Annotated in this window: 17 protein-coding genes, 3 tRNA genes, 2 rRNA genes, 1 other RNA gene and 1 other annotated feature; of the genes, 6 read left to right on the top strand and 17 right to left on the bottom strand. The window is 46.6% G+C overall.

Translation table 11 applies throughout. The features are described from left to right. Positions 1-51: 51 nt before the first annotated feature. The 11 genes from WCV65_RS00205 to tadA all read right to left on the bottom strand — a co-directional run bounded on the left by WCV65_RS00205 (position 52) and on the right by tadA (position 9,421). Positions 52-2,978: ribosomal RNA gene (locus WCV65_RS00205) — 23S ribosomal RNA — on the bottom strand. A gap of 178 nt (positions 2,979-3,156) precedes the next feature. Next, positions 3,157-3,232: transfer RNA gene (locus tag WCV65_RS00200), tRNA-Ala, on the bottom strand. Positions 3,233-3,254: 22 nt separating this feature from the next. Beyond that, a tRNA-Ile gene (locus WCV65_RS00195) sits at positions 3,255-3,331 on the bottom strand. Positions 3,332-3,424: 93 nt separating this feature from the next. Beyond that, a 16S ribosomal RNA gene (locus WCV65_RS00190) occupies positions 3,425-4,963 on the bottom strand. The 16S and 23S rRNA genes sit together here with 2 tRNA genes alongside, the layout of an rRNA operon. A gap of 258 nt (positions 4,964-5,221) precedes the next feature. After that, positions 5,222-5,488 (bottom strand): pro-sigmaK processing inhibitor BofA family protein, encoded by a 267-nt coding sequence (locus WCV65_RS00185; RefSeq protein ID WP_035412691.1) that lies wholly within the window; start codon positions 5,486-5,488, stop codon positions 5,222-5,224. Positions 5,489-5,560: 72 nt separating this feature from the next. Further along, positions 5,561-5,779 carry a YaaL family protein gene (locus WCV65_RS00180; RefSeq protein WP_338779237.1) on the bottom strand — a complete coding sequence of 73 codons (219 nt, stop codon included), beginning with the start codon at positions 5,777-5,779 and terminating at the stop codon, positions 5,561-5,563. Positions 5,780-5,793: 14 nt separating this feature from the next. Beyond that, complete coding sequence (recR, locus tag WCV65_RS00175) at positions 5,794-6,390, bottom strand: recombination mediator RecR (protein ID WP_338779236.1); 597 nt, start codon at positions 6,388-6,390, stop codon at positions 5,794-5,796. Between the two features lie 12 nt (positions 6,391-6,402). Then, a complete protein-coding gene (locus tag WCV65_RS00170; RefSeq protein WP_035412683.1) occupies positions 6,403-6,726 on the bottom strand; it encodes a YbaB/EbfC family nucleoid-associated protein in 324 nt (107 codons plus the stop codon). Between the two features lie 18 nt (positions 6,727-6,744). Then, positions 6,745-8,436, bottom strand: coding sequence for a DNA polymerase III subunit gamma/tau (dnaX, locus tag WCV65_RS00165; protein WP_338779234.1), 1,692 nt, complete (start codon positions 8,434-8,436; stop codon positions 6,745-6,747). A gap of 145 nt (positions 8,437-8,581) precedes the next feature. Then, positions 8,582-8,847: signal recognition particle sRNA large type (gene ffs / locus WCV65_RS00160), an RNA gene on the bottom strand. 76 nt (positions 8,848-8,923) lie between these two features. After that, positions 8,924-9,421, bottom strand: a complete 498-nt coding sequence (gene tadA, locus WCV65_RS00155) for a tRNA adenosine(34) deaminase TadA (protein WP_338779232.1) — start codon at positions 9,419-9,421, stop codon at positions 8,924-8,926. Between the two features lie 64 nt (positions 9,422-9,485). On the opposite strand from tadA, the gene WCV65_RS00150 reads away from it, so the two are divergent. The 6 genes from WCV65_RS00150 (at position 9,486) to WCV65_RS00125 (ending at position 14,912) form a co-directional block, all read left to right on the top strand. Then, positions 9,486-10,031, top strand: coding sequence for an isochorismatase family cysteine hydrolase (locus tag WCV65_RS00150; RefSeq protein ID WP_338779230.1), 546 nt, complete (start codon positions 9,486-9,488; stop codon positions 10,029-10,031). Positions 10,032-10,093: 62 nt separating this feature from the next. Beyond that, the gene (locus WCV65_RS00145; protein WP_338779228.1) at positions 10,094-11,395 is read left to right on the top strand and encodes a glycoside hydrolase family 18 protein; all 1,302 of its coding nucleotides are present in this window, start codon (positions 10,094-10,096) and stop codon (positions 11,393-11,395) included. 202 nt (positions 11,396-11,597) lie between these two features. Continuing rightward, complete coding sequence (locus WCV65_RS00140; RefSeq protein ID WP_338779225.1) at positions 11,598-12,239, top strand: deoxynucleoside kinase; 642 nt, start codon at positions 11,598-11,600, stop codon at positions 12,237-12,239. Continuing rightward, positions 12,236-12,904, top strand: coding sequence for a deoxynucleoside kinase (locus WCV65_RS00135; protein ID WP_035412665.1), 669 nt, complete (start codon positions 12,236-12,238; stop codon positions 12,902-12,904). Before WCV65_RS00140 ends, WCV65_RS00135 begins: the two co-directional genes overlap by 4 nt. Positions 12,905-13,011: 107 nt before the next feature. Beyond that, the gene (locus WCV65_RS00130) at positions 13,012-13,947 is read left to right on the top strand and encodes an ABC transporter ATP-binding protein (protein WP_338779222.1); all 936 of its coding nucleotides are present in this window, start codon (positions 13,012-13,014) and stop codon (positions 13,945-13,947) included. Further along, positions 13,944-14,912 (top strand): ABC transporter permease subunit, encoded by a 969-nt coding sequence (locus tag WCV65_RS00125; protein WP_338779220.1) that lies wholly within the window; start codon positions 13,944-13,946, stop codon positions 14,910-14,912. Before WCV65_RS00130 ends, WCV65_RS00125 begins: the two co-directional genes overlap by 4 nt. Before the next feature lie 123 nt (positions 14,913-15,035). Here WCV65_RS00125 and WCV65_RS00120 read toward each other — a convergent pair. From WCV65_RS00120 to guaB, 6 genes are all read right to left on the bottom strand, one after another. Next, positions 15,036-15,128 (bottom strand) — tRNA-Ser (locus WCV65_RS00120). Between the two features lie 68 nt (positions 15,129-15,196). Then, on the bottom strand, positions 15,197-16,483 hold the full coding sequence (serS, locus tag WCV65_RS00115) for a serine--tRNA ligase (protein WP_338779218.1): 1,287 nt from the start codon (positions 16,481-16,483) through the stop codon (positions 15,197-15,199). Positions 16,484-16,662: 179 nt separating this feature from the next. After that, positions 16,663-16,861 (bottom strand) — a binding site (T-box leader). A gap of 53 nt (positions 16,862-16,914) precedes the next feature. Beyond that, positions 16,915-17,505, bottom strand: coding sequence for a pyridoxal 5'-phosphate synthase glutaminase subunit PdxT (pdxT, locus tag WCV65_RS00110; protein WP_338779216.1), 591 nt, complete (start codon positions 17,503-17,505; stop codon positions 16,915-16,917). A gap of 15 nt (positions 17,506-17,520) precedes the next feature. After that, positions 17,521-18,402, bottom strand: coding sequence for a pyridoxal 5'-phosphate synthase lyase subunit PdxS (pdxS, locus tag WCV65_RS00105; RefSeq protein WP_035412651.1), 882 nt, complete (start codon positions 18,400-18,402; stop codon positions 17,521-17,523). A 191-nt stretch (positions 18,403-18,593) separates the two neighbouring features. Further along, entirely contained in the window at positions 18,594-19,931 is a 1,338-nt protein-coding gene (locus tag WCV65_RS00100) for a serine hydrolase (RefSeq protein ID WP_338779213.1), read from the bottom strand. Positions 19,932-20,173: 242 nt separating this feature from the next. Next, positions 20,174-21,637 carry an IMP dehydrogenase gene (gene guaB / locus WCV65_RS00095; RefSeq protein WP_035412646.1) on the bottom strand — a complete coding sequence of 488 codons (1,464 nt, stop codon included), beginning with the start codon at positions 21,635-21,637 and terminating at the stop codon, positions 20,174-20,176. Positions 21,638-21,705: the final 68 nt, after the last annotated feature.

Here is a 21,705-nt window from a genome sequence, read left to right as displayed (position 1 = left end):
TCAAAACTAGATAACGATGTGCTGCACGAGTGAAGCAGCCTTACTTGAATAAAGGTTAAGTCCTCGACCGATTAGTATTCGTCAGCTGCACGTGTCACCACGCTTCCACCTCGAACCTATCAACCTGATCATCTTTCAGGGGTCTTACTCTTGCGATGGGAAATCTCATCTTGAGGGGGGCTTCATGCTTAGATGCTTTCAGCACTTATCCCGTCCGCACATAGCTACCCAGCGATGCCTTTGGCAAGACAACTGGTACACCAGCGGTGCGTCCATCCCGGTCCTCTCGTACTAAGGACAGCTCCTCTCAAATTTCCTGCGCCCGCGACGGATAGGGACCGAACTGTCTCACGACGTTCTGAACCCAGCTCGCGTACCGCTTTAATGGGCGAACAGCCCAACCCTTGGGACCGACTACAGCCCCAGGATGCGATGAGCCGACATCGAGGTGCCAAACCTCCCCGTCGATGTGGACTCTTGGGGGAGATAAGCCTGTTATCCCCGGGGTAGCTTTTATCCGTTGAGCGATGGCCCTTCCATGCGGAACCACCGGATCACTAAGCCCGACTTTCGTCCCTGCTCGACTTGTAGGTCTCGCAGTCAAGCTCCCTTGTGCCTTTACACTCTGCGAATGATTTCCAACCATTCTGAGGGAACCTTTGGGCGCCTCCGTTACATTTTAGGAGGCGACCGCCCCAGTCAAACTGCCCGCCTGACACTGTCTCCCGGCCCGATCAGGGCCGCGGGTTAGAAGTTCAACACAGCCAGGGTAGTATCCCACCAATGCCTCCACCGAAGCTGGCGCTCCGGTTTCCAAGGCTCCTACCTATCCTGTACAAGCTGTGCCAAAATTCAATATCAGGCTGCAGTAAAGCTCCACGGGGTCTTTCCGTCCTGTCGCGGGTAACCTGCATCTTCACAGGTACTATAATTTCACCGAGTCTCTCGTTGAGACAGTGCCCAGATCGTTACGCCTTTCGTGCGGGTCGGAACTTACCCGACAAGGAATTTCGCTACCTTAGGACCGTTATAGTTACGGCCGCCGTTTACTGGGGCTTCAATTCAAAGCTTCGCTTGCGCTAACCTCTCCTCTTAACCTTCCAGCACCGGGCAGGCGTCAGCCCCTATACTTCGCCTTGCGGCTTCGCAGAGACCTGTGTTTTTGCTAAACAGTCGCCTGGGCCTATTCACTGCGGCTCTTCAAGGCTATTCACCCTAAAGAGCACCCCTTCTCCCGAAGTTACGGGGTCATTTTGCCGAGTTCCTTAACGAGAGTTCTCTCGATCACCTTAGGATTCTCTCCTCGCCTACCTGTGTCGGTTTGCGGTACGGGCACCATTTTCCTCGCTAGAAGCTTTTCTAGGCAGTGTGGAATCAGGAACTTCGGTACTTCATTTCCCTCGCCATCACAGCTCAGCCTTAACCAAGGGACGGATTTGCCTATCCCTTGAGCCTACCTGCTTGGACGCGCATATCCAACAGCGCGCTTACCCTATCCTCCTGCGTCCCTCCATTGCTCAAACGGAAAAGAGGTGGTACAGGAATCTCAACCTGTTGTCCATCGCCTACGCCTTTCGGCCTCGGCTTAGGTCCCGACTAACCCTGAGCGGACGAGCCTTCCTCAGGAAACCTTAGGCATTCGGTGGAGGGGATTCTCACCCCTCTTTCGCTACTCATACCGGCATTCTCACTTCTAAGCGCTCCACCAGTCCTTCCGGTCTGGCTTCTCAGCCCTTAGAACGCTCTCCTACCACTGTTCGTAAGAACAGTCCACAGCTTCGGTGATCCGTTTAGCCCCGGTACATTTTCGGCGCAGGGTCACTCGACCAGTGAGCTATTACGCACTCTTTAAATGGTGGCTGCTTCTAAGCCAACATCCTGGTTGTCTAAGCAACCCCACATCCTTTTCCACTTAACGGATACTTGGGGACCTTAGCTGGTGGTCTGGGCTGTTTCCCTTTCGACTACGGATCTTATCACTCGCAGTCTGACTCCCATAGATAAGTCTTTGGCATTCGGAGTTTGACTGAATTCGGTAACCCGATGAGGGCCCCTAGTCCAATCAGTGCTCTACCTCCAAGACTCTCACTATGAGGCTAGCCCTAAAGCTATTTCGGAGAGAACCAGCTATCTCCAGGTTCGATTGGAATTTCTCCGCTACCCACACCTCATCCCCGCACTTTTCAACGTGCGTGGGTTCGGGCCTCCATTCAGTGTTACCTGAACTTCACCCTGGACATGGGTAGATCACCTGGTTTCGGGTCTACGACCACGTACTCAATCGCCCTATTCAGACTCGCTTTCGCTGCGGCTCCGTCTTTTCAACTTAACCTTGCACGTAATCGTAACTCGCCGGTTCATTCTACAAAAGGCACGCCATCACCCGTTAACGGGCTCTGACTACTTGTAGGCACACGGTTTCAGGATCTGTTTCACTCCCCTTCCGGGGTGCTTTTCACCTTTCCCTCACGGTACTGGTTCACTATCGGTCACTAGGGAGTATTTAGCCTTGGGAGATGGTCCTCCCTGCTTCCGACGGGATTTCTCGTGTCCCGCCGTACTCAGGATCCACTCAGGAGGGAACGAAGTTTCGACTACAGGGCTGTTACCTTCTTTGGCGGGCCTTTCCAGACCGCTTCTTCTACCCCGTTCCTTTGTAACTCCGTGTTGAGTGTCCTACAACCCCAGAAGGCAAGCCTTCTGGTTTGGGCTAATCCCGTTTCGCTCGCCGCTACTCAGGGAATCGCTATTGCTTTCTCTTCCTCCGGGTACTTAGATGTTTCAGTTCCCCGGGTCTGCCTTCCAGATCCTATGTATTCAGATCAGGATGCTGCTCCATTACGAGCAGCGGGTTTCCCCATTCGGAAATCTCCGGATCAACGCTTACTTACAGCTCCCCGAAGCATATCGGTGTTCGTACCGTCCTTCATCGGCTCCTAGTGCCAAGGCATCCACCGTGCGCCCTTTCTAACTTAACCTGATAACAGACGTTATCTTCGTTAGAGCTGAAAACAGAAGTTTTCAGACTTGATGTTCTCTTCATACGCAAGCGCAGAAGAAAATCGTAAGGTTACTTGCTTACTCGTGTGAATGTTTGACATTCATATCGTTATCTAGTTTTCAAAGAACAAGTTTTAGAGACAAAAAAAGTCTCGTTGGTGGAGCCTAGCGGGATCGAACCGCTGACCTCCTGCGTGCAAGGCAGGCGCTCTCCCAGCTGAGCTAAGGCCCCAACGAATTTCAATGTATAAAGATGGTGGGCCTAAATGGACTCGAACCATCGACCTCACGCTTATCAGGCGTGCGCTCTAACCAGCTGAGCTATAGGCCCATCAAAAAGAGAAGCAAGTTCTCTCAAAACTAAACAAAGTCGAAGTGCGTCCGTTAATGTTGCACCACATGGGTGCTGATAATTCTTCCTTAGAAAGGAGGTGATCCAGCCGCACCTTCCGATACGGCTACCTTGTTACGACTTCACCCCAATCATCTGCCCCACCTTAGGCGGCTGGCTCCCTTACGGGTTACCCCACCGACTTCGGGTGTTGCAAACTCTCGTGGTGTGACGGGCGGTGTGTACAAGGCCCGGGAACGTATTCACCGCGGCATGCTGATCCGCGATTACTAGCGATTCCGGCTTCATGCAGGCGAGTTGCAGCCTGCAATCCGAACTGAGAATGGTTTTATGGGATTCGCTTAACCTCGCGGTTTTGCAGCCCTTTGTACCATCCATTGTAGCACGTGTGTAGCCCAGGTCATAAGGGGCATGATGATTTGACGTCATCCCCACCTTCCTCCGGTTTGTCACCGGCAGTCACCTTAGAGTGCCCAACTGAATGCTGGCAACTAAGATCAAGGGTTGCGCTCGTTGCGGGACTTAACCCAACATCTCACGACACGAGCTGACGACAACCATGCACCACCTGTCACTCTGTCCCCCGAAGGGGAACCTTCTATCTCTAGAAGTGGCAGAGGATGTCAAGACCTGGTAAGGTTCTTCGCGTTGCTTCGAATTAAACCACATGCTCCACCGCTTGTGCGGGCCCCCGTCAATTCCTTTGAGTTTCAGTCTTGCGACCGTACTCCCCAGGCGGAGTGCTTAATGCGTTAGCTGCAGCACTAAAGGGCGGAAACCCTCTAACACTTAGCACTCATCGTTTACGGCGTGGACTACCAGGGTATCTAATCCTGTTCGCTCCCCACGCTTTCGCGCCTCAGCGTCAGTTACAGACCAGAGAGTCGCCTTCGCCACTGGTGTTCCTCCACATCTCTACGCATTTCACCGCTACACGTGGAATTCCACTCTCCTCTTCTGTACTCAAGTCCTCCAGTTTCCAATGACCCTCCCCGGTTGAGCCGGGGGCTTTCACATCAGACTTAAAAGACCGCCTGCGCGCGCTTTACGCCCAATAATTCCGGACAACGCTTGCCACCTACGTATTACCGCGGCTGCTGGCACGTAGTTAGCCGTGGCTTTCTGGTTAGGTACCGTCAAGGTGCGGGCAGTGACTCCCGCACTTGTTCTTCCCTAACAACAGAGCTTTACGATCCGAAAACCTTCATCACTCACGCGGCGTTGCTCCGTCAGACTTTCGTCCATTGCGGAAGATTCCCTACTGCTGCCTCCCGTAGGAGTCTGGGCCGTGTCTCAGTCCCAGTGTGGCCGATCACCCTCTCAGGTCGGCTACGCATCGTCGCCTTGGTGAGCCATTACCTCACCAACTAGCTAATGCGCCGCGGGCCCATCTGTAAGTGACAGCATAACCGTCTTTTATCTCCGAACCATGCGGTTCGAAAAGTTATCCGGTATTAGCTCCGGTTTCCCGGAGTTATCCCAGTCTTACAGGCAGGTTGCCCACGTGTTACTCACCCGTCCGCCGCTGACCTCCGAAGAGGTCCGCTCGACTTGCATGTATTAGGCACGCCGCCAGCGTTCGTCCTGAGCCAGGATCAAACTCTCCAAAAAGTAGTTTGACTAGCTCTTGTTTGTTGCTCTAGAATTAACGTTGGCACTTCGATTTGTTTAGTTTTCAAAGAACTTTTTTTCATTCACTTCTTATTGAAGCGACTTGATTATCATACCATTTACTCGCTTGCCGTGTCAACAATTATTTTTACTTTTGTTTTTTCGAAATAACTTATGTATCAGCGACGTATAATAATATACCATCCATTTATCTTATATGTCAACAAAAAATAAAAGCAAATGGCGAACCATTTGCTTTTACACTAGAATATACGTTTTTATCACGTATAATGCAGCGATGCCCGGTATGCCGAGCAGCCCGGAAACTGCGGAAGTACCGGCATTAATCGGGATGTGGATTCCAATTCCTGATCCTAATGCATTTAATACAAAGAGGAGCAGGGCTCCCGCTACAATCTTGGCTGCAAGTCTTCCTGCCCATTTAATGGGATTTCGGAACGAGCCGTTCATCAGCAGAAGCACAATGGCTCCGCCGGCAATAGCAAATATGACAATCGGATTCAAATAATCACTCACCTTCACAGTACCTGTTTTGTACAAGCATATGAAGCCTGACCGCTTATTAGAACTTCCCGTCTACAGGGTAATTCGAATCTTTCTTTGTTTTGCTTCTCTTAATAGAAAGAAGTATTTCGACTCCGCCACTTTCAAATCAAAAAGAACTTCTTCAGAAGGTTCTACGCTTTTTTCTACAAGCTGCTTTTGACGATTCCATTCAGATTTATTTTTCATAAGAAGATTGATTAGCTGTTGGTTAAAATCCTGCCTTAACCGCCCTTTTCTTTTGAAAAGCAACAAAAACCCTCCTATTATAGTTCTCTTCTTCCCTCAAGCGCTTTGGATAAAGTAACCTCATCCGCGTATTCCAAGTCTCCCCCTACAGGAAGACCGTGAGCAATTCTCGTAATTTTAATTCCTGAAGGTTTTAGAAGGCGGGATATGTACATGGCCGTTGCTTCTCCTTCAATATTTGGATTCGTGGCAAGAATTACTTCCTGGATTGAATCGTCCTGAAGTCTTTTCAGCAATTCCGGCACTTTAATATCTTCCGGGCCAATTCCTTCTATTGGAGAAATAGCACCATGGAGTACGTGGTAAAGACCGCTGTATTCCTTCATTTTTTCCATTGCTATGACATCCTTTGGATCCTGAACGACGCATACAACGGAACGGTCCCTTCTTTTATCCTCGCATATATAGCACGGGTCCTGATCTGTAATATGGCCGCATACGGAGCAATACGTCAGGTTTCTTTTGGCGTTAACAAGTGCCTTGGCAAAATCAAGGACGGTGTCTTCCTTCATGCTGAGGACAAAAAAGGCCAGACGTACGGCCGTTTTCGGTCCTATGCCTGGCAACTTCATAAAGCTGTCAATTAATTTGGATATAGGTTCAGGATAATGCATAAAGCCTTCCTCCTAGAATAAACCTGGCATATTCATTCCTTTTGTAAATTGACCCATTGTTTGAGAGGTCATTTCTTCTACCTTTTTCAAAGCATCGTTTGTAGCAGCAAGGATTAGATCCTGAAGCATATCGATATCTTCCGGGTCCACAACTTCTTCCTTAATCTTCACGTCGATGATTTCGCGGTTGCCGTTTGCGATTACGACTACCATTCCGCCGCCGGCTGACCCTTCAACTTGCTTTTCGGCAAGCTCTTCTTGAGCCTTCTCCATATCTTTTTGCATTTTTTGCATTTGTTTCATCATTTTTTGCATATTTCCCATTCCGCCGCGCATTGTAACATCTCCTTAAATTTAGTCTTTTATTTCAATTAAATCATCGCCTACTAATTTCTTCGCTTCCGCTATGAAGGGATCTTCTTCCGCTTCATTCGCGCTTGGATCTTCATCCTTCTGATCCCGGATGAATTCTTCTCTTATTTTACCCCAATCCCTCTCAGGGACGCCAACCATTTCGACTGGTTTGCCAAGTAAATTTGCGAGAATGGCTTCAATGTTGGTTCGGACATCATTATTGTTCTCAGCGACCATTTTGCAATGAATCTCATACTTGAATTTTAGCACAAATGATTTGGACGATGCCGCAACAGGTTCGCTTTCCCCGATAAGAGCTGCGTGTGAGGCTTTATTTTGGGTGCGAAGCTGATCAATCATCCCGCTCCAGATTTTCTTGAGTGCCTCCAGATCCTGTCTTGTTGCTTCTTTAAGAATCTCATGAATTCTCCCGGCAGGAACCTTGAAATTGCTTCTTACCATTTTTGCTGCCTTTTGGTCACTAGGAGCTTGGGCCGGCTGGCCGGCTGGCACTCCGTTCTTTCTTAGCTCTTTCAGTTCTGCTTCAAGCTGTGAAATCCTCTCCAGCAGCTGCGGATCGGCTGTTCCTGTTTGCACCGCTTTTGCGGCCTCTGTTTCACAAAGCTTTACAATCGCCACTTCGAGGAAGATCCTTGGGTGGTTTGTCCATTTCATTTCCTGCTGGCTTTTATTCAGTATGTCTATGACCGCGTATAGGCTTTCGGCTTCAGCAGCATCCGCCAGTTCCTTAAACGCATCGTCTACAACGACTCTCTCCAAAGCCTCTTCAAGGTTAGGCGCAGTCTTGTAAAGCAGCAGATCCCGGTAATAATAGATCAGGTCTTCGATAAACCTTACGGCGTCTTTCCCCTGGTCCATTAACTGGCTCAGAATTTGAAGGGCCCCTGAAACCTCTTTTCTGTGAATGGATTGAACGAGTCCCGTCAGCAAATTTTGTGAGACGGAGCCCGTTATGAGCAGGGAATCCTCCAGGGTAACGCGTTCATCGCTGAATGAAATGGCCTGATCAAGAAGGCTGAGTGCATCACGCATACCGCCATCGGCAGCCCGGGCAATTACGTGAAGCGCTTCTTCCTCCGCTTCAGCCTCCTGCTCTTCCATAACCGTTTTCATCCGGTCCACAATGTCTTGAGAGGTAATTCTCTTAAAATCAAATCGCTGACAGCGCGAGATAATGGTTAAGGGGATTTTATGAGGCTCAGTTGTAGCGAGAATAAAGATGACATGTTTAGGCGGCTCTTCAAGTGTTTTAAGCAGTGCATTAAAGGCGCCCATGGAAAGCATGTGAACCTCATCTACTATGTATACTTTATATTTAACCGCAGAAGGAGCATATTTTACTTTATCCCGTATGTCGCGAATTTCATCCACGCCGTTATTGGATGCCGCATCAATCTCCAGCACATCCGAGATGGAACCATCTGCAATTCCTATGCAAGACGGACATTCTCCGCAAGGCTCGGCTACAGGTGCTTTTTCGCAGTTAACTGCTTTGGCAAAAATTTTGGCCGCGCTTGTTTTCCCTGTTCCCCGCGGGCCTGAAAATAAATAAGCATGGGAGAATTTGCTGTGAAGCAGGGCATTTTGCAATGTGCGGGTAATATGATTCTGGCCGGCAACATCCTGAAAGAGCTGCGGTCTGAATACACGATATAATGCTTGATAGCCCACAAAAGCCCCCTCCTTTTTATTCGTAGTGGAAATCCAATATGTATTATAACCCACTGCAGGCACACAGAAAAGCCGGGTCCTTTTTCTATCATTATACAGAAAAACTCACCCTATAAGGGTGAGTGTTCTATTATTATTATAACTGCCGTGCACCTTTCGTCGATTAGCGGCCACAAGCGTTACTCAAGCAGTTAGCTCGGCCCAGGCTGTCCCGCGGCACATGAAAGCTTCCACTTAATGCTGCTTCCTTCCGGACCTGACATGGTTCATGGATTTCCATTGCGCAGGACCCAGACGTCAACACCACTTACTTGAGGGCAGACCCTGCAGTCAACTAACCTCGGAAAGGGATTCGGCCTCGCTAGAGCGGATTGCGAGTACAGGGCACCGCTACCTCCCCGCTTAGCACGGCAAAATTGATACCTATTAGAAGTGCGTCTTATCGGACGCATAATTTAGTATACTCTGATTCCGGAAAAAAATCAATTCAAGGCAGATGTAAATTTTTTGAAATAGCCTTTTCAGATTTCTTCCGTTCCCGAATCTGCCGAAAAAAATCGGAAAGCAGTTTGCCGCACTCTTCCCGCAGAACTCCCTCTTCCACTTCAACCTGGTGATTAAAGCGCTCCTCCTGAAGCAGATTCATCAGGGTCCCTGCACAGCCGCCTTTCGGATCGGGAGCACCAAATACTACCCGTTCCACTCTTGAAAGCACAATCGCTCCTGCACACATCGGGCAAGGTTCAAGAGTGACGTACAGTGTCGCCCCCTCCAGTCTCCATGTCCCAAGCTCCCGGCATGCTTCATCAATAGCCAAAATTTCAGCATGAGCAATGGCACGCTGCTCGGTTTCTCTTAAATTGTGGGCAGCTGAAATGACTTCTCCATTGCGGACGATCACGGCTCCGATTGGAACCTCCTGGACAGCCTCTGCCTTTTTTGCCTCTTCAATTGCAAGCTTCATATACCATTCATCTAATTTCATGTTCCGCTCCTTACTTATAGAACAAATTAAACATGCATACCCTAACTTTAAAGGAGAGGACAAGATGAGTCAAAACCATAAAGCCGCATTACTCATTATCGACATGATCAACAATTTTCAATTCGGATATGGTCCAGAGCTTGCAGAAAAAGCAGCTGCCATTGCAAAGCCTCTCTCCCAATTAAAAAAGCTGGCTGTTTCGAGAGGCATTCCCGTTATTTATATTAATGACCATTATGAGCTGTGGCAGGCCAATTTGGAAAAAATCATGAAGAAGTGCCGCAACCCGCTGAGTGCGCCTGTTATGGAAGCCATTGCACCAGGGGATGATGATTATTTTTTGATTAAGCCGAAGCATTCGGCCTTCTATGGAACAGCCCTGAACACTCTTTTGTATCATTTAAAAGTCGATACCCTCATTTTAACCGGACTTGCTGGAAATATATGCGTCCTTTTTACAGCAAATGATGCTTATATGCGCGGGTACAGCCTGATCGTCCCGCCGGACACCATGGCATCCGTCAGTGAAGAGGATGAGCAGTACGCGCTTCGGATGATGGAGAACGTATTGAAAGCAAAAGTTGAACCAAGTGATCAGATTAAGCTCTAGCATAGTCAGCAAGCCCTGCTCATATTCTTCTATAGAAAGAAGCAGTATGAGGAGGGCATCATATGCAAATCTATATTGTCAAACAGGGAGACACCATTTCCAACATTGCCTTTCGCTATGGAACAGCCGCGAAGGAAATAGAAGAAGCCAATCAGCTCCCCAATCCAGACCAGCTCGTGGTCGGGCAGGCGCTTGTCATTCCGATTATAGGCCGCTTTTATACGATTAAAAGGGGCGATACGCTTTGGACGGTCTCAAGGCTCTTCTCCATCAATCCCGTGCAGCTCGCCCGCATTAACCGGCTGAATCCCAATAGTCCTTTACAGGTCGGTTTCAGGCTTTATATCCCGGAACCTCCTAAAACTAAAGCTGAATTTAATGCCTACCTTGAACCCGCTCAGAATCAGGTAACCGAAGAGCAAAAGCAAAGCGCGAGAGAGGCAGCCCCCTACTTAACCTATCTGGGACCATTTAGCTTCCGGATTCAAAAGGACGGATCTTTAAAGGAACCTCCGCTGGACAGTCTTCCAGAAATCGCTTCCTCCAACAATGTTACGTTGATGATGATTGTGACCAATTTAACAGATGAAGGCTTTAGTGATGAAATCGGGAAAATTGTATTAAATGATCAGCAAATTCAAAACAAGCTGCTAGAAGAAATAACCATTAAAGCGAAAAAATACGGCTTCCGAGACATCCATTTTGATATGGAATATTTGAGACCGGAGGATAAAGAGGCCTATAATGCTTTCCTTAGAAAAGCGAAGCAGCGGTTCCAGAAAGAAGGATGGCTCCTATCCACCGCCCTGGCTCCTAAAACAAAAGCCGATCAAAAAGGGAAATGGTATGAGGCGCATGACTACAAAGCCCACGGCCAGATTGCGGACTTCGTTGTCCTTATGACATATGAATGGGGATACAGCGGCGGCCCTCCCATGGCTGTATCGCCGATCAATCAAGTGAAAGAAGTGCTGGATTATGCATTAACTGAAATGCCGGCATCCAAGATTATGATGGGGCAAAACCTGTATGGCTATGATTGGACGCTCCCCTTTAAACCTGGAGGGGAATTTGCAAAAGCCATCAGTCCCCAGCAAGGCATCCAACTCGCCGCCAAGTACAATGAAGCCATTCAATACAGCCAAAGGGATCAAGCTCCCCATTTCAAATATCGGGATGAAAACGGGAAAGATCATGAGGTATGGTTTGAAGACGCACGCTCCATTCAGGCAAAATTTAATCTGGTGAAGCAGCTGAAATTGCGGGGCATGAGCTACTGGAAGCTTGGTCTTTCGTTTCCTCAAAATTGGCTTCTGATTCAGGATCAGTTCGAGGTTGAAAAAAAGACAGTTCCGTCCCGCTGAACTGTCTTCCTTTTTTTCGATTCCTTCCTTCCTCTAAAAAAACAATTCCCCCAAAATGGAAACCGCTGTGATAAAATAAAGTTTGTCTTTTTTAAAAAAGTTGTCGAATATTGCACACATCCATCTATTCTGCCTGCACCATGCAGGCTCATCATACCAGTATACATGTTTCTGATTGAATTGCAGCAAAGGAGGAACCGGCATGAAAGGAGTACCCTTCATTACCGTTGAAGGTCCTATTGGCGTGGGCAAAACCTCTCTCGCCAAAGCGATTTCGGACCATTATCGCTATCAGCTATTGAAAGAAATTGTGGATGAAAATCCATTTTTGGGGAAGTTTTATGAAAACATTGATGAGTGGAGTTTCCAGACAGAAATGTTTTTCCTGTGCAACCGGTATAAACAGCTGGAGGAAATCAATTCTGATTACCTGCAGCGGGACCAGGCGGTTGTAGCAGATTATCATATTTACAAAAATCTGATCTTCGCCAAACGGACTTTGAAGGACGAGCAGTATACGAAATACATTCAAATTTATGATATTTTGACAAGTGACATGCCTAAACCGAATATCATCCTGTATTTGAGTGCGAGCCTTGATACTCTTCTGGAAAGAATTTCACTGCGCGGAAGAGATATTGAAAAGAACATTGACCCAAGCTACCTGGAGCAGCTCTCAGCCGACTATGAGACCGCGATGTCTCAATGGGAACAAATTAATCCTGAAATTCCAATCCTCCGTTTTAATGGGGACGAGCTTGATTTTGTCCACCGCCCTGAGGATTTAACGTATATCCTTAAACGCCTTGATGATTATTTGCTAAAAGGAGTAAGCCATACATGAATCTACGCGATCAGTACCAAATACCGAAGGACGCGGTTATAACGATAGCCGGGACGGTCGGAGTCGGAAAATCAACCATGACGAACGCTCTTGCCGAAGCCTTGAATTTCCGCACATCCTTTGAAAAAGTTGATACCAATCCTTACCTCGACAAATTTTACGCAGACTTTGAGCGGTGGAGCTTTCACCTGCAAATTTACTTCCTGGCCGAGCGTTTCAAGGAACAAAAGAGAATCTTTGAATACGGCGGCGGATTTGTTCAGGATCGTTCCATTTACGAAGATACAGGCATCTTTGCCAAAATGCATTATGAAAAAGGCACAATGACAGAAGTTGATTACGAAACCTACACAAATCTCTTCGACGCCATGGTCATGACTCCTTATTTCCCTCACCCGGATCTTCTCATCTATCTGGAAGGAAGCCTTGAGGATATTTTAGGAAGAATCGAAAAGCGCGGTAGACCGATGGAACAGCAAACTCCTATTTCCTACTGGGAGGAAATGCATGCGCGGTATGAAAACTGGATTAACAGCTTCAATACATGTCCTGTTATGCGCTTAAATATCAACGATTATGACATTATGGCCAACGGAGGTTCCGTCGAGCCTATTTTAGAGAAAATCAGCTACTTTATGAAGCAATCACGCAAGCTGAAAAGATAAAAATCCGGAAAGACCTGACGATTTTATATCGCCGGGTCTTTTTTTGGAACTTTTTCCAGTTATCAATCGTATTAAAAACTATCCCGGACGAAAAAGGAGGAAATGATTTGTCATACGTACTGGAAGTCCAAGGATTGAAAAAGAAAATCAGAAAGCGATACATAGTAAATGATGTGAACTTCAGGGTGGAAGAGGGAGAAATATTCGGTCTGCTCGGACCGAACGGCGCAGGAAAAACAACGATCATCCGAATGATTACCGGGCTGATTAACCGCACAGACGGGAATGTCCTGATCAGAGGCAAAAGTGTGGATACGAGCTTTAAGGAATCCATGAAGGAACTGGGGGCCATTGTAGAAAACCCCGAATTCTATAAGTTTATGTCCGGGTACGCTAACTTAAAGCACTACGCAAGAATGGCTTTGGAGCCTATCTCAGAAGAAAGAATAAAAGAAGTTATCGGGCTGGTAAAGCTTGATGGTGCCATTCATCAAAAGGTGAAAACCTATTCACTTGGAATGAGGCAGCGGCTTGGAGTTGCCCAGGCTCTTTTACACAATCCTTCTTTGCTCATTTTGGATGAACCGACAAACGGATTGGACCCGCAAGGCATGAAGGAGCTTAGAGAGTATTTGAAGACGCTGGCTCAAAGCGGTACAGCGGTTCTCGTATCCTCGCATATTCTTGGAGAGATGCAGCTAATGTGCGATCGCTTCGCCATTATTGAAAAAGGAGTTTTAACACATGTGTCCTCCATGGAAGACACAAATCTTGCCGCTGCAGAAGAAATGCGGGAAGTTCTGCTTACCGTCAGCTCAGCGGCAGAGGCAGCCGCCTTGCCTGGATTAAGCTCCCTATCAGATAATTTGGCGGTTACCGGTGATGGAACGCTAAAATTTTCAGCAAAATACGAATCTCTTCCATTAATTATTAAAGAATTAACGGAGAACGGAATTCTCGTCTATGAGATGACACCTGTCAAAAAATCATTGGAAGACCGTTTCCTTGAGCTGACGAAAGAGAAGGAGGGTGCCCTCTCATGATGAATTTAGTAAAAAATGAATGGGTTAAAATCTTTGCAAAGAAATCATCCTGGATTTATTTTATTCTCCTGGCTGTATTTCTCATCATCCTGACTGTTGCAACAGCCTATATCGATCAAGAAAAAACAGTATCGAACTGGCGTCCAGGTGTGGAGCAGGAAATCGCTGATTTAAAGCAGCAGCAAGAGGATCCAAAGCTTGAGGCCGGTGAGAAAGAGGATCTCGCCCAGCAGGCAGCTGAAAAACAGTTCTATCTGGATCAGAACGTGAACCCCTCTTTAAAAAGCAACTGGCAATATGCAAATTCTGACGGCGTTTCTCTTTTCTCAACCGTCGCCCTGTTCTGCGTCATCATCGCGAGTACGAGTGTAGCTTCAGAGTTTTCGGACGGGACCATTAAGCAGCTGCTGATCCGCCCGCATCGCAGGTGGAAGATTCTTTTGTCCAAATACATTTCAGTCGTTGCGTACTCTTTGCTGCTTTTATTCTTCCTGGCAGCAGCAAACGTTATTGCGGGTACCTTCCTATATGGGACAGGAGATTTTGGTGCAAAAATAGCTGAAACACCGATGACCTTCGGAGGCGGAGAGCCTGTTATTTCGGCAGTTGGAAATATGTATATCGAAAAGATCCTGCTATTCATTCCAAATCTCATTATGGTGGTTACGATTTCCTTTATGCTATCCACTCTCTTCAAGAGCCAGTCAATGGCAGTGGGCTTTGGAATTTTCGTTCTTTTCATGAATAGTGCATTAAACATAGGTGTCCAGCTCCTGATCGGCTTAAAACAGGAATGGGCTAAGCTGCTGCTGTTCCCTCACCTTGAGCTGATGCAATTCTCAGCGGCGGAGGAAATCCTCCCAGGTGTCACGCTTATGTTTTCATTGGCGGTGCTTCTCGTTTACTATATTCTCTTTATGGCCATCACCTTCTTCTTCTTTCAAAGGAAGGATGTTAGTATTTAAAAACACAAAAAGGATGCCTTCACGGGCATCCTTTTCGCTTTTTCCATATAAAAAATCCGCTGCACAAAATATGCAGCGGACAAGACAATCTCCAATTTATATGCGCGTAACATAATAAGTAAATGGAGGAGGAAGGGGGATTCGAACCCCCGCGAGGTTTGACCCTCCTGTCGGTTTTCAAGACCGATCCCTTCAGCCGGACTTGGGTATTCCTCCGTGTCGACAAGAATAAATATATCAAATCATAAAATACTTGTCAACACACTATTTGAGAAAAGTTTAATTTATTTACCAACCGGTTTAATGACTTCTTTATTTCCCATATATGGGCGCAGGACCTCTGGAATGATGACACTGCCGTCTTCCTGCTGATAGTTCTCAAGAATGGCTGCAACGGTGCGTCCTAGCGCCAAACCAGATCCATTCAGCGTATGAACCGGCTCCGGTTTTGCTTTCGGCTCCGGACGGAAACGGATATTCGCACGGCGCGCCTGGAACGCTTCGAAATTACTGCAAGAAGAAATCTCACGATAAGAACCGTAGCTTGGAATCCATACTTCCAAATCGTATTTCTTCGCTGCCGTAAAGCCAAGGTCTGCTGTACACATGCTCATTACACGATAAGGCAGGTTTAGAAGCTGAAGAACTTTCTCAGCATGACCTGTCAGGTTTTCAAGCTCCTCGTAAGAGTTCTCCGGCTTAACAAACTTCACAAGCTCTACTTTGTTAAATTGGTGCTGACGGATAAGTCCGCGTGTATCTCTGCCTGCTGATCCTGCTTCAGAACGGAAGCAAGCACTGAAAGCTGTGTAATTGATCGGAAGCTGAGACGCCTCAAGGATTTCATCACGGTGCATATTCGTGACTGGCACTTCAGCCGTCGGAATCAAGAAGTAGTCCTCTTCTCTAATTTTAAATGCATCCTCTTCAAATTTAGGAAGCTGACCTGTTCCCGTCATGCTTGCACGGTTCACGATGTAAGGAGGCAAAATTTCTGTATAGCCATGCTCATCATTGTGAAGGTCCATCATGAAGTTCAGAAGCGCACGTTCAAGGCGGGCACCCAATCCTTTATAAAATACGAAGCGGCTTCCTGTTACTTTAGCAGCTCTCTCGAAATCAAGAATATCTAAATGGTCTGCTACGTCCCAATGTGCCTTCGCTTCGAATCCGAATTCGCGAATCTCCCCCCATTTGCGGACTTCGATATTATCATCCTCTGAATCCCCTTGCGGAACACTCTCATGCGGGATGTTCGGGATAGAAAGAAGCAGTTTTTCAAGTGTTTCTTCTACTCCGCGCAATTCTTCATCGATTTCTTTGATGCGGTCTCCAACCTCACGCATTTCCTTGATCAGATCATCTGCATCTTTTTTCTCTTTTTTAAGAGCAGCAATTTGTCCGGATACTTCATTCCGTTTGCTCTTCAGTTCCTCAGTAGCAGCAATCAGTTCGCGTCTTTTAGAGTCAAGCTCTTCAAATTTTTCAAAATCTGTTAAATCTTCTCCGCGAATAGACAGCTTTTGTTTTACTTCTTCAAAATTTTGACGCAAATATTTAATATCCAGCACAGCAATCTCTCCCTTTTTTAATAATTAGGCTGTTACTTTCCATGGCATCCGGTTCGCTTATCCCTTCGCGGGCGATGTGTACCTTACGCTTGCGGGGGCCACACCTGTCCCTCTGATCAGGAGTCTCCCTTCTTCCACGGCTTACACCCAGCCAAAAAACAAAAAACTCCCGTCCCCAATAAAGGGACGAGAGTTAACCCGCGATGCCACCCTAATTGAAGACAGAAGTCTTCCAGCTCTGCATGATAACGGCCATGACCGGAAGCATTTCAATGCTTCACTCGAGGACGGATTCACAAACTTCCAGCACCGGTTCGCACCACCCACCGGCTCTCTTAAGAAGGAATATTCGCTACTGCTTCCTGTCAATGTTTTAACGATTTCTTTGATAGTTCATAATTTACTACAAGTCTGAACCAGTTTCAACCTTTTTATGCAGAAGCTTTTTCTTTTGATTCTTTCACCATCTCAAGGAACAGCTGCGTCATCCGGTGATCATCGGTCAGTTCCGGGTGAAAAGAGCACCCAAGCAGGTGATCCTGTCTCGCTGCAACGATTCTTCCGTTGTATTTAGAAAGAACTTCGACATTCTCTCCAGCCTCAACAATATGAGGAGCGCGAATAAACACGCCTGTGAAATTTTCCCCGACTCCTGTAATGGTCAAGTCTGCTTCAAAGCTCTCCCGCTGGCGGCCGAACGAATTGCGCTCGACCTTAATATCCATGGCCGCGAGATGTCCTTCCTCGTAGCCGACAATCTCCGAAGCCAGAATAATCAGCCCTGCGCACGTACCGAACACCGGCTTTCGGCTCGCCGTAAACTGGCGCAGCGGCTCCATAAATCCGTATTTATCAATCAGGCGGCGCATTGTCGTGCTCTCGCCACCCGGAATAATCAATCCGTCTATTTCATTCAGCTGCTCAGGACGCTTTATCGTAACAGCTTTCGCTCCGCTCGCTTCAATAGAACGAATATGCTCGCGGAAAGCTCCCTGCAGGCCTAATACTCCAATTGTGTACATATGCAAAACTCCTTTTTACCAGCCGCGCTCCTGCATACGGTTTTCAGGCAGAAGTGTGGAAATTTCAATGCCCTTCATCGCTGTTCCAAGACCTTTTGACAGTTCAGCGATTAGCGCATAGTCTTCATAGTGAGTCGTAGCTTCGACAATGGCACGGGCAAATTTAGCCGGGTTTTCGGATTTGAAAATTCCGGATCCGACAAAGACTCCGTCTGATCCAAGCTGCATCATTAGAGCGGCATCCGCTGGAGTTGCTACACCGCCAGCTGCGAAGTTAACAACCGGCAAACGGCCTTCTCTTTTAATTTGAAGAAGAAGCTCATACGGAGCGCCTAACAGCTTAGCTTCTGTCATCAGTTCATCTTCATTCATGCCTGCCACCTTGCGGATCTGGGCATTCACTTTACGAATGTGGCGGACAGCTTCAACAATGTTTCCAGTACCGGGCTCTCCCTTTGTGCGAAGCATGGAAGCACCTTCGCCGATACGGCGTGCTGCCTCACCTAAGTCGCGGCATCCGCAAACAAAAGGTACCGTATAATCACGTTTGTTCAAGTGATACTCTTCATCAGCAGGGGTCAAAACTTCACTCTCATCGATGTAATCTACACCCATTGCTTCCAAAACGCGGGCCTCTACGATATGTCCGATTCTGGCTTTCGCCATGACCGGAATGGAGACTGCTTTCATGACTTCTTCAACAATTGTAGGATCAGCCATTCTCGCTACCCCGCCTGCAGCACGGATATCAGCAGGAACGCGCTCAAGAGCCATAACCGCTACTGCTCCGGCTTCCTCTGCTATTTTAGCCTGCTCTGCATTCACAACGTCCATAATAACGCCGCCTTTTTGCATTTCTGCCATGCCGCGCTTTACTCGATCTGTACCTGTATTCATTGTAAATCCCCCTCTATACTCAACATTGTAGTTTTATGTAATCATATTCTCTATTTTATCTCATATCTGTGAATAATCCTATACTATTATACGATTGCAGATTCAATATTCTAAAAGTTCACTGTAAAAACTTCCAATAACGGAAATGATCGCTAAAAAAAGACACCTTCTGCAAGGTGTCTTTCTTATTATTAGGAGAACCAGCCGGATACAGTCTGAACCACACTGTCCCAAAGACCGGCAAAGAATCCGCCAATGCCTCTCATCGTCAGAACAAACCAGTTGGCTTTTTCTACGCCTTCTTTTGTCACGACGTTAACTTCGCCGCCTGCTTCACCAGTTAGGAAACCATAATCTTTTTCTTCGCCTTTATAATCTACGACCATTTTACCAACTGCCTCTTTTGCTTTAAAAGGAGCAGCCAGCTCGCCTTTTTCATTTAATTTCTTTTTATCTATCATATATTTAGCCTTGTAGTTGCCTTTTTCACCGTTTTTCATAGCAACCGTCATAGGCTGGTCCGTTTGGATTCCAACCTCTTTTTCTTTTCCGCTGACAACTGGAATAGAAGATTTGCCTTTAATCTGATAGCCTGCAGGGTAAAGCTCTTCTACAGAATAATTATTGTAGGCAAAATCGAGAAGCTTCTTTGTCTCTTTGAAACGAGGAGATTTTAAATCGCCTGTTCCATCAGAAGCATCCATTACAACCGTAATCACACGCATTCCGTTTTTCTCAGCTGTCGCCGTAAAGGATGAACCGGCTGAATCTGTTGAACCTGTTTTGAGTCCGTCTACTCCTTCATACTCATAGATCAATCCTTTGAGCATCCAGTTGTAGTTCGGCATGTCCGTTCCTTCTTTAAAGGTCTTTCTCGGAATGCTTGCCGTCTCAAGAATCTCTGGGTAATCCTTAATTAAACGGGAAGCAAGCTTCGCCATATCGCGTGCTGAAACTTTGTTCTCGTCATCCTCTGATGTACCCTCCGGATGATTTCCGTTTAGATCTTTGTTTTCAAGGCCTGTAGCATTAACAAAATGATAATCGGTCAAACCAAGTTCTTTCGCTTTATCATTCATCATTTTAACAAAATTTGTTTCAGAGCCGGCAACCACTTCTGCAAGGGCAATGGCTGCACCGTTTGCTGAATAAATCGCCATCGCTTCATACAATTCTTTTACTGTATAGCTTCCGTCTTTTCTGAGAGGTACGTTAGACAGTCCGCGGATTTGCGAGATGCTGTATGTATAGTCGTTAGGCGTATACGTTTGCTCCCATGTAACTTTTCCGTCTTTGATCGCTTCCATAACCAGGTACTCAGTCATGATTTTTGCCATACTTGCAATCGGGAGAGATTCATCTATGTTGTTTCCGTAGAGAATTTTTCCGGATGATGCTTCCACTAAAATAGACGCTTTTGCATTAATGCTGATTGGATCAGCTGCAGCGGATACCTGTTTCATTGGCGCAAGCACAGTAAGGAACATCGCTGCTGCCATGAAAACTGCTAAAATACGTTTTTGATTCATGCTGTTCAATAACCTCCATGTGAATTTTCTATCTATGTAATAGGTTTGACTGTGGGTAAAACATTTAAAAATGGGGATGCTATAGTATACGTAACGGCTTGTCCCGCTTGGACGGAGCTTGGTCATTTTTTTCGAAAAGAAACACAAAATTAATTCTATCATAGGGATGCTAAAAAAAATAGACAGAGAAAGAGTCTCTGTCTAAATGTTTGCTTTTTGTACACTATTTATAGATTACGATATTATCTTGAATAATTAGGCGATTCTTTTGTAATGTTTACATCGTGAGGATGGCTTTCAATCAGGCCAGCTCCGGTCATGCGGATAAATTTGCTGTTTTCACGAAGTTCGAAAAGATTTTTCGTTCCGCAATAGCCCATTCCGGAGCGAACCCCGCCGGTAAGCTGATAAACGGTATCCGCCAATGGCCCCTTATAAGCAATTCTTCCTTCAATTCCTTCTGGAACGAATTTTTTATTATCCTCTTGGAAATAACGGTCCTTGCTTCCTTTTTCCATGGCACCAACTGAACCCATTCCGCGGTACACTTTAAATCTTCTTCCCTGGAATATTTCCGTTTCGCCAGGACTCTCCGTCGTACCGGCAAGCAGGCTGCCAAGCATTACAGCATGTCCCCCTGCAGCAAGTGCTTTTACGATATCGCCGGAATATTTAATTCCGCCGTCAGCGATAATGGAAGCACCATGATTTCTTGCTTCTGTCGCACAATCGTAAATCGCTGTGATTTGAGGAACACCTACTCCAGCTACAACACGGGTTGTACAGATGGATCCAGGCCCAATTCCGACCTTCACCACATTCGCTCCTGCTTCAATTAAGTCTCTTGTCGCTTCAGGAGTAGCCACATTTCCCGCAATGATATTCAGTTCAGGATACGTTTCCCTGATTTTTCTTACTGCATCAAGTACGCCTTTTGAATGACCGTGCGCTGTATCGAGCACAATAACATCAACGCTTGCTTCAACCAATTTTTCTACCCGCAGCATCGTGTCAGCTGTAACTCCTACTGCTCCGCCAACGAGCAAGCGGCCATGCGCATCTTTAGCGGAATGCGGGAATTCAATTACTTTTTCAATATCCTTAATGGTGATCAGGCCTTTCAGTACGCCTTCATCATCCACAAGAGGGAGTTTTTCAATTTTATATTTCTGCAAAATGCTTTCCGCTTCCTGAAGTGTTGTTCCAACAGGAGCCGTAACCAAATGCTCTTTTGTCATAACATCGGAAATTTTAATGGAGTAATCCTGGATGAAGCGCAAATCGCGGTTCGTAATAATCCCGACTAGCTTTTGCTCCTCCAGTGTATTCACGACCGGAACACCTGAAATGCGGTATTTACCCATCAAATGCTCAGCATCGAATACTTGATGATCCGGAGTTAAAAAGAAAGGATCCGTAATGACTCCGCGTTCGGAACGCTTCACTTTATCCACCTGCTCTGCCTGCTGCTCTATGGACATATTCTTGTGAATTACACCAAGTCCGCCCTGGCGAGCCATAGCAATCGCCATCTCTGCTTCCGTAACAGTATCCATCCCCGCACTGATAATAGGGAGATTTAATTTAAGGGTGGGGGTTAATTCAACCTTAAGGTCTACATCTCTTGGCAGGATTTCCGACTTAGCCGGGACCAAAAGAACATCGTCAAACGTCAAACCTTCTTTAGCAAACTTATCATTCCACATTATATAAATCCCCTCGATTCCGCAAAATATTATTAGTAGAGTATCAATAGGTTCTAGATAATGTCAAG

The sequence above is a fragment of the Metabacillus sp. FJAT-52054 genome (genome assembly GCF_037201815.1).
GTDB classification, from domain to species: Bacteria; Bacillota; Bacilli; order Bacillales; family Bacillaceae; genus Metabacillus_B; species Metabacillus_B sediminis.
The sequence above is the reverse complement of the archived record's forward strand: the minus strand, read 5'-3'. Positions and strand labels throughout refer to the sequence as shown.